The organism is uncultured Sphingomonas sp., assembly GCF_946477935.1.
Taxonomy (GTDB): domain Bacteria; phylum Pseudomonadota; class Alphaproteobacteria; order Sphingomonadales; family Sphingomonadaceae; genus Sphingomonas.
The window spans coordinates 1-12,400 of the sequence record NZ_CAMLAC010000104.1 but is presented as its reverse complement, the minus strand read 5'-3'; the positions used below and the strand labels follow the sequence as shown (position 1 = coordinate 12,400).

The window sequence follows — 12,400 nt, the reverse complement described above, 5'->3', positions numbered from 1 at the left end:
GGGTACGGGGGCAGCGACCCGGTTGGGGGCTGCTGGGCGTGCTGCTGCTGTCCGGCATCGCCTTTGCGGGTGACCTGGGGACGTGGCATCTGGGCATTCGGCAAACGACGCTCGCCAACGCGACGCTGTTCGGCAATTCGGCGACGCTGATCTTCCCGATCTACGGCTTTCTGGTGGCGCGGGCATGGCCAAGCCGCGTGCAGGCGTTCGCGCTGCTGCTGGCGGCACTGGGCGGCGGTTTGCTGATGGGGCGGTCGTATCAGGCGGACCCGCGGCATCTGGTCGGTGACCTGCTGTGCCTGGCGGCCGGCGTGCTGTATGCGGTGTACTTCATCCTGATGGCGCGGGTGCGGTTGCGGGTGGCGCCGGTTCCCGCGCTGGCGCTGTCGACGGTAGCGAGCATCGCGCCGCTGCTGGTCTATGCCCTGGTGCTGGGCGAGCGGATCTGGCCCGATCATTGGGGCGCGCTGATCGCGATGGCGCTGGTCAGCCAGGTGGTCGGGCAGGGCCTGATGATCTATGCACTGGGCAAGCTGAGCCCGCTTGTCATCGGTATCGCGCTGCTCGTCCAGCCGATCGTGGCGGGCGCGATCGGCTGGGTGGTCTACGGCGAACGGCTGGGCGGGCCCGATCTGCTGGGCGTGGCGTTGGTGGCGGCGGCGCTGGTGCTGGTGCGCCGCAAGGGAAGGAGCGAGGCATGAGCGATGTGGTGGATATGACGCTGGACGAAGTGCGCGCCGCCCTGTCGCCCGGCATAGCGAGCAACGCGGCGTTCGACGGGTGGACGGGCGATGCGCTGGAGATGGCGGCGGAGGCGGCGGGGATCGACCGGGATGTGGCGCGGCTGGCGTTTGCGGGAGGCGCGGTGGCGATGATCGACGCGTGGTTCGACAGCGTCGACCGGGCGATGGTCGAGGCGGTGTCCGTCGAACAGGTGCGCGCGATGAAGATCCGGCAGCGTATCCAGGCACTTGTCGAGGCGCGGCTGGCGGTGCTGGCGCCCGAGCGCGAGGCATTGCGCCGTGCGCTGGCGGTGCTGGCGATGCCGCAGAACGTGGGCGCAGCGACGCGGCTGGGCTGGCGATCGGTGGACACGATCTGGCGCCATGCCGGCGACACCGCGACCGATTACAATCATTACACCAAGCGCACGATCCTGCTGGGCGTCTATGCGGCGACGATCAGCGTCTTCCTGAACGAGGACAGCGAGGGCCATGCGGACACCCGCGCGTTCCTGGCGCGGCGGATCGACGGCATCATGCAGTTCGAGAAGCTGAAGGCGGGCGTGCTGCGCCGCGCGGAATATCGCCCCAGCCTGTCCCGCTTCATCGGGCGGTTGCGCTATCCGGCGATATGATCCCGTTAACAGCCGGTAATTGATAATCAGTCGCAGGCGGTCTATGTAAAGGGCATGGCCACCGCACCGATCCTCGATTCCGCCGGGTTCAGCCTGATCTCGCTGCCGCGCCACCGTCAGGCGACCGTGGCCGCGATCGATTGGGAGCGACTGGCCCAGCCCGAGGCACGGCGCCTGCGCGAGTTCGGGTTCGACGAGGGCGTCGATGTCGAGGTGCTGCATCGCAGTTTTCTGGGCGGCGGCCCGATCGCCTGTCGTATCGGGCGGATGACGGTGGCGCTGCGCCGCCGCGTTGCCGCCGCGATCCGCGTGGCGCCCGTTCCGGCCGGCGACCCGGATCGCAATCGATAGGATGCACGCACAACCGCTGGTCGCGCTGGTCGGCAATCCCAATGCCGGCAAGAGCGCGCTGTTCAATGCCCTGACCGGTGCCCGGCAAAAGGTCGGCAATTATCCGGGGGTGACGGTGGAGCGGCATTCGGGCCGGCTGGTGCTGGACGATGGCCGTCCGGTCGAGCTGGTCGACCTGCCCGGCGCCTACAGCCTCGATCCTTCCTCCCCCGACGAGCGGGTGACGCGCGACGTCGTTACCGGGCGGCAAGCGGGCGAACGACGCCCCGATGCGCTGGTGGTCGTCGTCGATGCCGCCAATCTGGACAATCACCTGCGCTTCGCGCTCCAGTTGATCGCGCTGGGGCTGCCGGTGGTGATCGCGCTCAACATGATCGACCTGGCCGAGCGCGACGGGCTGACGCTGGACCCCGACATATTGTCGCGCGAGCTGGGGGTGCCGGTGGTGCCGACGGTGGCGGTTCGCCGCCGCGGGATCGATGCGCTGCGCACCCATGTCGGCGAGATGGTGTCGACGCGGCAGGCACGCGACGCGCAAGCCCCCGAAGACATCAAGACATTGCAACGTCGCGCGCGCGATATCGCGACAAAGACCACGGTATCGGAAACCGCCGGGCGGCGCTGGACCCATGCGCTGGATGCGGTGGCGCTGCACCCGGTGTCGGGGCCGATCCTGCTGATCGCGCTGCTGTTCGTGATGTTCCAGGCGGTGTTCGCCTGGTCCGAGGCACCGATCGGCTGGATCGAGGGGGCGTTCGCGGCCCTTGACGGGTGGATCGACGCGGTGATGCCCGACAGCTTCCTGCGATCGCTGCTGACCGACGGCCTGATCGCGGGCGTCGGTGCGGTGGTGGTGTTCCTGCCGCAGATCCTGATCCTGTTCCTGTTCATCCTGATCCTGGAAGCGTCCGGCTATATGGTGCGCGCGGCGTTCCTGATGGACCGGTTGATGGCGCATGTCGGCTTGTCGGGGCGGGCGTTCATTCCGCTATTGTCCTCCTTTGCCTGTGCGGTGCCCGGGATCATGGCGACCCGGTCGATCGAGGACGAGAAGGACCGGCTGACGACGATGCTGATCGCGCCGCTGATGACCTGTTCGGCGCGGTTGCCGGTGTACACGATCATCATCGGGGCATTCATTCCGGACCGGCAGGTGGCGCCCTTGGTCGGCCTGCAGGGCTTGGTGCTGCTCGGTCTGTACGTGATGGGCATCGTGGGGGCCTTTGTCGCGGCGCTGGTGCTGCGCCGGACGGTGACCAAGGGCGAGTCCTCGGGCTTCATGATGGAGATGCCGAAATATCAGTGGCCGCACCTGCGCGACGTCGGCATCGGGCTGTGGAGCCGCGCGCTGATCTTTCTGAAGCGGGCGGGCACCACCATCGCGCTGACCACCATCATCCTGTGGGCGCTGTTGTCGTTCCCCAAGCCGCCGGAGAATAGCGGCATCTCGCCGGTCGATTATTCGGTGGCCGGGCGGATCGCGAACGGACTGGAGACGGTGGTTGCCCCGATCGGCTTCAACCGCGACATCGCGCTGGCGCTGATCCCGGCGATGGCGGCGCGCGAGGTGGCGGTGGCGGCGATCGGCACCGTCTACGCGATCGACGACCCGGAAGCCGAGGGCGGACAGAAGGCGATCACCGAGAATCTGAAGAACCGGTGGAGCCTGCCGACCGCGCTCGCCTTTCTGATGTGGTTCGTCTTCGCACCGCAATGCATCTCCACGATCGCCGTCACCCGGCGCGAGACGAACGGGTGGAAGTGGCCCGCCTTCATGGTTGGCTATTTGTTCGCCACGGCCTACATCATGGCCGGTATCACCTATTGGCTGGCGGTGCTCGCCGGCCTGTAAGAGAAGTTTCGGGGCATCATGGCAGGCAGCGTCAACAAGGTCATTCTCGTCGGCAATCTGGGGCGCGACCCCGAGAGCCGCAGCTTCCAGAACGGCGGCAAGGTGGTGAACCTGCGCATAGCCACGTCGGAATCGTGGAAGGACCGCAATTCGGGCGAGCGCAAGGAAAAGACCGAATGGCATTCGGTCGCGATCTTCAACGAAGGCCTGGCCAACGTCGCCGAGCGATTCCTGCGCAAAGGATCGAAGGTCTATATCGAGGGCCAGTTGCAGACGCGCAAATGGCAGGACCAGTCGGGCAACGAGCGCTATTCGACCGAGGTCGTGCTGCAGGGATTCAATTCGGTGCTGACCATGCTTGACGGGCCGGGCGGCGGCCAGGGCGGTGGCGGTGGCCGCAGCGGTGGCGGCGACGACTGGGCCGGTGGCGGCGATGATTTCGGTGGCGGCTATGGCGGCGGCGGATCGTCGGGTGGCGGCTCCGGTGGTCAGCGTGGCGGCGGCGGATCGCAGGGCGGGAACGCCGGCGGTCGCGGCGGGTTCAGTCAGGGCGGCGGCTTCGCCGACGATCTGGACGACGATGTGCCGTTCTGATCCTGGCACAAGGTAGTTTTCTCGCATGACCATGTCCGACGATCTGACGCCGAACCGCGCCAGGATCGTCGACGCTTATTCACCCGGCGGGGTTGAGGCGTCGGGACTGCTGGACGATGTGACGCGCTTTGCCGCGGACCTGTGCGCGGCGCCGATGTCGCTGGTGTCGCTGGTCGAGGAGGAAGGCACCCGGTTCCTGGCGCAAAGCGGGGCCGAGGGCCTGGAGGCGCCGCCGCGCAGCCTGTCCTTTTGCACGCATGCGATGATGCAGGACGGGCTGATCGAAATCCGGGACGCGACGCGCGACCCCTGTTTTGCCGAGCACCCGTTCGTCACCGGCGACATGCACCTGCGTTTCTATGCAGGCATGCCGCTCCGGTCGCATGACGGGGTTCCGCTCGGCGCCCTGTGCGTGCTGGATACGCAGGCGCGCCCGGAGGGGCTGACCGCGCTGCAGCGGCAGGGACTGACGGTGCTGGCCAGCCTGACCATGGCGCGGCTGGAGGATCGCCGGACGACGCGTGAGCAGGAAGCGGCGCGCGAGCGCGAGGCCGAGGCGCTGGCCGACAGCGAACGCCGTTTCCGGACGCTGGCGGATGCGATGCCGCAGATGGTGTGGGCGACGCTGCCCGATGGCTACCACGATTATTACAATGCGCGCTGGTACGAGTTTACCGGCACCCCGCCCGGATCGACCGATGGCGAGGGGTGGAACGGTATGTTCCACCCGGACGACCAGGACCGGGCCTGGGCGGTGTGGCGGCACAGCCTGGAAACCGGTGCGCCGTACCAGATCGAATATCGCCTGCGCCATTTCGACGGTACCTATCGCTGGGTGCTGGGCCGGGCGCTTGCCCTGCGGGATACGGACGGCGCGATCACCCGCTGGTTCGGCACCTGCACCGACATTCACGAACAGAAGCTGGTGCAGGAAGAGCGCGAGGTGATCAGCCAGGAGCTGAGCCACCGGATCAAGAACATCTTCGCCGTGATTTCCGGCCTGATCGGCTTTGCGGCGCGGGGCAATCCGCACGTCACCGCGCTGGCCGCCGATCTGCGCGACCGGATCACCGCATTGGGGCGCGCGCATGATTTCGTGCGGCCGCACAGCGCCGCATCACGGCCGCTGGCACGGCAGGACAGCCTGCACGGCCTGCTGAACGACCTGTTCCTGCCCTATGCGCAGGAAAGCATGGAGCGGCTGCGCGTGGTGGGCGACGATGTACGGATCGACGATCGCTCGGCCACGCCGCTGGCATTGCTGTTCCACGAGCTGGCGACCAATGCGAGCAAATATGGCGCGCTATCCACCGACCATGGCTGCGTGACGGTGCAGATCGACCATCGCGATGCCGGGGTGGTGCTGTGCTGGACGGAAACATGCGGTCCGCGGGTGGATGCGGCGCCCGCTTATGCCGGGTTCGGATCGCAACTTGTGGAACTGAGCGCGGTGCGGCAACTGGGCGGCACGGTGGAGCGCGACTGGCGTCCGGAGGGACTGGTGGTGCGGGTCGCCGTGCCGGTGACCGCGTTCAGCCGCGGCTGACGGTGAAGGGCATGAGGTCGGACGATTCGCAGGCTCCCTCCGCCTCGCTGCACAAGGCCGCGGCGGCGAGGATCGCCCGTTCGCTGAAGGGCTTACGAATATAGCCCAGCGCGCCGCCGGCGTTGTCGATCTGTGCGGGGTTTGCGGTCACGAAGACGACCTTTACGCCATAGTCGGCGTAGATACGCTGGGCGATGGTGGGGCCGGTCGGCCCGTCGCGCAGATTGACGTCGACAAAGGCGAAACTGCAATTCGGTGCAGCCTCGAGCGCGGTCGCGCTGTCGGCGGCGATGGCAGCGACATGATAGCCGGCGTCGGTCAAAATGCGTTCAAGATCGAGCGCAACGAAAATCTCGTCCTCTACGATCAATGCGGTTTTCGACATGCCGGTGTGTTCCAATGTTCAACAGGACGTGGCCTTGGACCAGTGCCTCATACTCGGACAAGGCAATGCGCTGATCTATGTTTCGTTCCGGATTGGACTTGATTCAAATTAATTTGTGATCAGCGACGTAGCAAAAATACCGCATGTTCGGCGCGCAGGTTCGCGGCGGCCGCACTGGTCTGACGGCTGCGGGACAGGAACCAGCTTCCCTCCACCGTCAGCCCGCGATCTCGCAGGAACGCGCGGAAATCATCGATGGTGACGTGATGGATGTTGGGCGTATCGTACCAGCGTTCGGGCAACAGTTCGGTCACCGGCATCCGCCCGCCCCACATCAGCGACAGGCGCACCCTCCAGTGCGCGAAATTGGGGAAGCTGACAAAGGCGCGGCGGCCGATACGCAGCAGATGGTCGAGCACGATATCGGGTGCGCGTGCGGTCTGCAGCGTCTGGCTGAGGATCGCATAGTCGAAGCTGGCATCGGGATAGCTGGCTAGATCGATATCGGCATCGCCCTGCACCACCGCGAGGCCGCGGGCGACCGCGGCGGCGACGTTGGCGGCGTCGATCTCCAGCCCGCGCGCATCGCATCCCGCCTCGTCCCTGAGTGCCGCCATCAGCGCGCCGTCGCCGCAGCCGACGTCCAGGATGCGGCTGCCGCGCGCGACGTGGCGGGCGATGATCGACAGGTCGGGGCGCAGATCGCTCATGGCTCGGCCCTCAGGAATCCGTCGATCACCCGGTTCATCTCCGGCGCTTCCAGCAGGAACGCGTCATGCCCGTAGGGGCTGGACAGTTCCACGAAGCTGACCGCGGAGCCGGCCGCGTTGAGCGCCTGGACGATGCCGCGCGATGCCGAAGTGGGGTACAGCCAGTCGGTGTCGAAGCTGATCACGCAGAAGCGTGCCGCGGTCTGGCGGAAGGCGCCGGCGAGCAGGCCGCCATGTTCCTCGGCCAGATCGAAATAATCGACCGCGCGGGTGATGTAGAGGTAGGAGTTGGCGTCGAAGCGGTCGACGAAGGCGAGGCCCTGATGGCGCAAATAGCTTTCGACCTGGAAATCGGCGTCGAAGCCGAAGCTCTTGGCCCCATCCTGCTTACCCGGGCGCGCTTGCAGGCGGCGGCCGAACTTCTCGGTGAGGCCAGCCTCCGACAGATAGGTGATGTGCGCGGCCATGCGCGCGACCGCGAGGCCGGCGGCGGGCGGATCGTCATGCCCGTAATACTCGCCGCCGCGCCAGCGGGGATCGGCCATCACCGCCTGGCGGCCGACCTCGTGAAAGGCGATGTTCTGCGCGGTGTGGCGCGCGGTGGTGGCGATGGCGACGACGGCGCGGACGCGTTCCGGAAAGGTGGCGGCCCAGCTGAGCGCCTGCATGCCGCCCATCGATCCGCCGACCACCGCCTTCAACTGCCCGACACCCAGATGATCGAGCAGCAGGCTTTGCGCGCGCACCATGTCGCGGATGGTGATGACGGGAAAGCTCATGCCCCAGGGCGCGTTCGTCGCGGGGTTGATCGTGGCGGGGCCGGACGAGCCCATGCAACTGCCGATGACGTTCGCGCAGATGACGAAGTGGCGTTCCGGGTCGATCGGCTTGCCCGGCCCGACGAGGCGCGTCCACCAGCCGGCTTTGCCGGTGCGGGGATGGACGCTGGCGACATGCTGGTCGCCGGTCAGCGCGTGGCAGATCAGGACTGCGTTGCTGCCCTGGCGGTCCAGCGTGCCATAGGTTTCGTAGGCGATCTCCACCGGGGACAGCAGCGCGCCGCCGTCCAGCCGGAGCGGGCCAGGCAGGCGGACATGGCGGAGAAGGCCGAAGCGCGCGTCATCGGACATGCGCGTTCCGCTAGGCCGCCGGGGCTGGCGACGCAAGACCTGCCCCGCTATGCCGCCCCTATGACCGCACCCGATCCCAAGGCCTGGGTAAAGGCCATTGCCCCCTATATCCCCGGCCGCTCGACGACCGATGACGGCCGCAAGGTTCACAAGCTGTCGTCCAACGAAAACCCGCTGGGGACCAGCCCCGACGCCCGGGCGGCCTTCGCCACCGCGGCGGACTCGCTGGAGCGCTATCCCGATGCCACCGCGACCGCGCTGCGCGAGGCGATCGGCGCGGTGCACGAGCTGGAGCCGGAGCGGATCATCTACGGTACGGGGTCGGACGAGATCCTGCACCTGGCGGCGGGGGCCTATGCCGGCGTGGGCGATGAGATCATCCATGTCCGCTACGGCTTCGCGGTGTACGAGATCGCGACGCGGCGTGTCGGTGCGACGCCGGTGGTGGTCGCCGACCGCGATTATGCGACCGATGTCGATGCGATCCTGGCGGCGGTGACCGAGCGGACCACCGTAGTGTTCGTCGCCAACCCCAACAATCCGACGGGCACGTTCGTCGATGCCGAGAAGATCACGCGACTGCACGCCGGCCTGCCGCCCCATGTGCTGCTCGTGCTCGACCAGGCCTATGCCGAATATCTGGAAGAGGGCGAGGACGATGGCGGCATGGCGCTGGCGCGCACCGCCTCCAACGTGCTGGTCACGCGGACCTTTTCCAAGATCCACGGGCTGGCGGCCGAGCGGATCGGCTGGGGGTACGGCGCGCCCGCGATCATCGATGCGCTGCACCGCATCCGTGGGCCTTTCAACGTCACGATTGCGGGGCAGGCTGCCGCAGTGGCGGCGATCCGCGACACCGGCTTCGTCAAGGACACGCGGGCGCACAATACGCGCTGGCTGCGCTGGTTCGAGGAGCAGATCGCAGGGCTCGGCAATGCGGGGCTGCGTGCAGTGCCGTCCAAGGGCAATTTCTCGATGGTGCTGTTCGAGGGCGAGCTGACCGCGGAGCGCGCCTATCACGGGCTGATGGACGCCGGCTATATCGTCCGCTGGCTGCCCGGCCAGGGACTGGGCCACGGCCTGCGCATCACCATCGGTACCGAGGACGAGACGCGCGGCGTGGTCGCGGCGCTTCGCGAACTGGCCGGCGCCTGATGCTGCCCTTCGCGCGCGTTTCGATCATCGGGCTGGGGCTGATCGGCTCCTCGATCGCGCGCGGGGTGAGAAAGGCGATGCCGGGCGCGACCGTCACCGCCTATGATGCCGATGCGGGCGTGCGCGATACGGTGATGGCGCTGGATATCGCGCACGACGTGGCCGATTCGGCGGGCGCGGCGGTGGTCGATGCCGAGCTGGTCATCCTGTGCGTGCCGGTCGGCGCGATGGCGGCGGTGGCGGGCGAGATCGCCGACGACCTGGCCCCCGACGCGGTGGTGACCGATGTCGGCAGTTCCAAGGCGAGCGTGTTAGCTGCGTTGCGCGGCGCGCTGCCGGATGCGACGATCGTGCCGGGGCATCCGGTGGCGGGTACCGAGCATAGCGGGCCGGAGGCGGGCTTCGCGACGTTGTTCCAGGGCCGCTGGTGCATCCTGACGCCGGAAGACGGTGCGGAAAGCGCCGCCGTCATCCGCCTGCGTGCCTTCTGGGAGGCGCTGGGCGCGCAGGTGGAACTGATGACGCCGAAGCATCACGACCTGGTGCTGGCGGTGACCAGCCATGTGCCGCACCTGATCGCCTATTCGATCGTCGGCACCGCCTCCGACCTGGAAGAGGTGACGCGCGGCGAGGTGATCAAATATTCCGCGGGCGGTTTCCGCGACTTCACTCGCATCGCCGCGTCCGACCCGACGATGTGGCGCGACGTGTTTCTGAACAATCGGGAGGCGGTGCTGGAGATCCTGCAGCGGCTGACCGAGGACGTGACGATGCTGCAGCGTGCGATCCGCTGGGGTGACGGCGATACGCTGTTCGACCTGTTTACCCGCACCCGCGCGATCCGCCGCGGGGTGATCGACCAGGGGCAGGACGATGCGCGGCCCGATTTCGGCCGCGCGCACGGGGAATAGGGGGCGGGAGCTGTTTGAGATTGCGTTGAGGCAAACGATCAGCCCGCTCGTCAATCGAGTCACTGCAACGAGAAATCGCCTCTTACCGCGCCGCCGATGTCTGCCATTGGCAGGAAAGCGGATCGGCCGCTTTCTTTGCTGTGATGTTCAATTTGGCGGGGAACCGCTCGGGCGGAACCCGAACCCTGTATGTCGATAGCTCTCGAGCTCTTTGCCGATGCAACGTATCGTGGGGGAGAGTCCGTCTTCTTCCACCACTTCATCGGCTCTCAGTATAAACGTCGCACTGGGAAGATGGCGTTTGTTTCGAAGGTATTCACTTCTCATTGCTCCGCATTGTTTAGCGATGCGTTCGCTTGCCACAGCCGTGAGAAGCGGCTTTCCAACCCGATTATTTGCACAGCCAGTCAGTGCGGCGACCGACGCGACAGCAATTCCGTACCAAGACTTATGCAAGATCGTTCCTCGCTATTGAGCTTCTCGACATGGCGGAAATTGAATAATCTGCCGCTATTGAGCAATCGATTCCGGTTCGAGAGCGGCAAGAAATGGGTGCTTCCGGCCAAGGCGATTCTCGCTTGCGAATGTCGCAACTTGGGTAGGAAACGAACAGTCCGCTATGTGCCGTTGAAAGGCTCAAGCTGCCTTGCGGATCAAGGTTCGTATCTCAGCTTGCGCGGCCATTTGGGATCATAATCCACAGGCTTCAATCGCCGGATTGCCAACCAGAGGCCAACTAGAAGTAGGTCGACCGCCAGCATCAAGGGCGAGCGCCGAACCCACCACTCAGCAGTCGCGATCATGAAGACGGAGAGGGTCAGGATTTTGGCGACCGCCCAAGCAGGTGGGTAGTCAAGCACCTCATCGTCGATCTTTTCCGGCATCGGCGTACCCCGAATGAACACGCCCCTGCTTTTCACCAACGTCTGCTTCCAAGCAACCGGCTTCGCCAATTGAACGTCTGCGAATAGGGCGATTTCCGCCGGTGCGGTAACGCGTCGTTGGCTCAAACGCTTATCAAACGGACGCTTGATCCAGCACGTTGATCGCGGCGTGGACGCGGGCCTCGATCTCGGCGCGGTCCAGGCCGGGGGGAATGACTTCGCCGAAGCGCAGCGTGATGACGCCGGGGCGCTTCAGTCCCTTGCGCGGCCAGACGACGCCGCTGTCGGTAGCGACGGGGACGACGGGCAGTTTCAGCATGCGGTACAGGCCGGCGAAGCCGGGTTTGAGCGGGGGCTGCTCGCCGGGGGGCACGCGCGTCCCCTCCGGAAAGATCAGGATCGGGCGGCCGAGTGCTACCGCTGCGGCGGCATCGCGCATCATGCCGCGCAGCGCACGGGCGGACGCCTCGCGATCGACCACGATCGCGCCGTAGCGCCGCGCCGCCCAGCCCCAGATCGGCAGGTCCGCCAGCTCCTGCTTCAGCACGATCGCCGGGCCGTCGAGCAGCGCCTGCAAGGCCAGCGTCTCGAACATCGCCTGATGCTTGGCGGGGTAGAGGGCCGGGCCGCTGGGCCGCGTGCCCTCCACCCGGATGGTGATGCCCAGCAGCACGCGCGTCGCCCAGTTGTGGAACCGGGTCCAGCGGGTCGCATGGTCGATCATCGCCGCTTGCCCGGCAAGGGCTGCGACCGGCGCGGACGCGGCGAAGAACAGCGACACGGGATAGAAGATGCAGGCGAACACCAGATTGCGCAGCGCGATCACGACCCGAACCCCACCCATAATGCGATCCGGCGCAGGATCAGCTTGTTATATTCGTTGACCAGCGTCGCCAGCCGCGGATCGCTGGTCGGCACGCCGTCGCCGAGCACGACGACACCGGGGCCAAGCGCCGCGATCAGCTCCATCTTCGCGCGCGGCAGGTGCCAGTCGGCGGTGACGAGCCGGACGCTGGTGTAACGGTGCGCGCGAACCCAGCGCACCGTTTCCTCCGCGTTCGAGCGGGTATCCACCGCATCCGCGCCCAGATCGATGCAGCAGGTGAACAGCGCACGCGGTGTCTTGTAGGTGCGCGCCAGATCGATCGGGCGGACGCCGGGCGCGACCCCGGTGACCAGCATGCGCCGGGCCTGGCCGTCGCGCAGCAGGGCGATGCCACGATCGATCCGGCCGGGGCCGCCGGTGGGCACGACGATCGCGTCGGTCGTATTCCCCTCCAGCGGGCGGGGCAGCATCAGCATGAAGGCGGCGAACCCCAGGCACCAGCCGATGCCGAGGAGCCCAAGGAACCGCGCGATCACAGCGTGCGCCGCAATTGGCCGAGCACCGCGACCCGCGCGGCAAACGTGGCGAGTGCGACGAAGCCGAAGGGCAGCAGCGCCAGCACCAGCCATTGCGCCGGGCCGAGCGCCACGCTGCCGAGCAGTTCGGACCCCAGCGCCTGTCTCTTATACACATCTGACG

At 66.9% G+C, this 12,400-nt stretch carries 14 protein-coding genes; 8 read left to right on the top strand and 6 right to left on the bottom strand.

Annotated features, from left to right (window positions below):
• The 6 genes from Q0U08_RS11985 to Q0U08_RS11960 form a co-directional block, all read left to right on the top strand.
• The coding region (locus Q0U08_RS11985) for a DMT family transporter (protein ID WP_298091639.1) at nt 1-701 on the top strand (701 nt) is incomplete at its 5' end.
• Complete coding sequence (locus Q0U08_RS11980; protein WP_298091638.1) at nt 698-1,357, top strand: COQ9 family protein; 660 nt, start codon at nt 698-700, stop codon at nt 1,355-1,357. The genes Q0U08_RS11985 and Q0U08_RS11980, both read left to right, overlap by 4 nt.
• A gap of 54 nt (nt 1,358-1,411) precedes the next feature.
• Nucleotides 1,412-1,708 (top strand): FeoA family protein, encoded by a 297-nt coding sequence (locus Q0U08_RS11975; RefSeq protein ID WP_298091637.1) that lies wholly within the window; start codon nt 1,412-1,414, stop codon nt 1,706-1,708.
• 1 nt (nt 1,709) lies between these two features.
• Entirely contained in the window at nt 1,710-3,560 is a 1,851-nt protein-coding gene (locus tag Q0U08_RS11970) for a ferrous iron transporter B (RefSeq protein ID WP_298091636.1), read from the top strand.
• A gap of 18 nt (nt 3,561-3,578) precedes the next feature.
• Entirely contained in the window at nt 3,579-4,154 is a 576-nt protein-coding gene (ssb, locus tag Q0U08_RS11965) for a single-stranded DNA-binding protein (RefSeq protein ID WP_298091635.1), read from the top strand.
• A gap of 31 nt (nt 4,155-4,185) precedes the next feature.
• Nucleotides 4,186-5,700: a PAS domain-containing protein gene (locus Q0U08_RS11960; protein WP_298091642.1), complete on the top strand. Its 1,515-nt coding sequence runs from the start codon at nt 4,186-4,188 to the stop codon at nt 5,698-5,700.
• Here Q0U08_RS11960 and Q0U08_RS11955 read toward each other — a convergent pair.
• The 3 genes from Q0U08_RS11955 to Q0U08_RS11945 all read right to left on the bottom strand — a co-directional run bounded on the left by Q0U08_RS11955 (nt 5,687) and on the right by Q0U08_RS11945 (nt 7,925).
• Nucleotides 5,687-6,085 (bottom strand): response regulator, encoded by a 399-nt coding sequence (locus tag Q0U08_RS11955; RefSeq protein WP_298091634.1) that lies wholly within the window; start codon nt 6,083-6,085, stop codon nt 5,687-5,689. The two genes, Q0U08_RS11960 and Q0U08_RS11955, sit on opposite strands and share 14 nt — an antisense overlap.
• Nucleotides 6,086-6,204: 119 nt before the next feature.
• On the bottom strand, nt 6,205-6,795 hold the full coding sequence (gene metW / locus Q0U08_RS11950) for a methionine biosynthesis protein MetW (protein WP_298091633.1): 591 nt from the start codon (nt 6,793-6,795) through the stop codon (nt 6,205-6,207).
• Nucleotides 6,792-7,925, bottom strand: a complete 1,134-nt coding sequence (locus Q0U08_RS11945) for a homoserine O-acetyltransferase (protein WP_298091632.1) — start codon at nt 7,923-7,925, stop codon at nt 6,792-6,794. Before Q0U08_RS11945 ends, metW begins: the two co-directional genes overlap by 4 nt.
• A gap of 60 nt (nt 7,926-7,985) precedes the next feature.
• Here Q0U08_RS11945 and Q0U08_RS11940 point away from each other — a divergent pair, with 60 nt between their 5' ends.
• Nucleotides 7,986-9,080, top strand: coding sequence for a histidinol-phosphate transaminase (locus Q0U08_RS11940; RefSeq protein WP_298091641.1), 1,095 nt, complete (start codon nt 7,986-7,988; stop codon nt 9,078-9,080).
• Nucleotides 9,080-9,991: a prephenate/arogenate dehydrogenase family protein gene (locus tag Q0U08_RS11935; protein ID WP_298091631.1), complete on the top strand. Its 912-nt coding sequence runs from the start codon at nt 9,080-9,082 to the stop codon at nt 9,989-9,991. Before Q0U08_RS11940 ends, Q0U08_RS11935 begins: the two co-directional genes overlap by 1 nt.
• Nucleotides 9,992-10,644: 653 nt before the next feature.
• On the opposite strand, the gene Q0U08_RS11930 is transcribed toward Q0U08_RS11935, so the two are convergent.
• The 3 genes from Q0U08_RS11930 to Q0U08_RS11920 form a co-directional block, all read right to left on the bottom strand.
• Nucleotides 10,645-10,875, bottom strand: a complete 231-nt coding sequence (locus Q0U08_RS11930) for a hypothetical protein (RefSeq protein WP_298091630.1) — start codon at nt 10,873-10,875, stop codon at nt 10,645-10,647.
• Nucleotides 10,876-11,008: 133 nt separating this feature from the next.
• Nucleotides 11,009-11,701 carry a 1-acyl-sn-glycerol-3-phosphate acyltransferase gene (locus Q0U08_RS11925; RefSeq protein WP_298091640.1) on the bottom strand — a complete coding sequence of 231 codons (693 nt, stop codon included), beginning with the start codon at nt 11,699-11,701 and terminating at the stop codon, nt 11,009-11,011.
• Nucleotides 11,698-12,237 carry a YdcF family protein gene (locus tag Q0U08_RS11920; protein ID WP_298091629.1) on the bottom strand — a complete coding sequence of 180 codons (540 nt, stop codon included), beginning with the start codon at nt 12,235-12,237 and terminating at the stop codon, nt 11,698-11,700. The genes Q0U08_RS11925 and Q0U08_RS11920 overlap by 4 nt, the downstream gene beginning before the upstream one ends.
• Between the last annotated feature and the right edge of the window lie 163 nt (nt 12,238-12,400).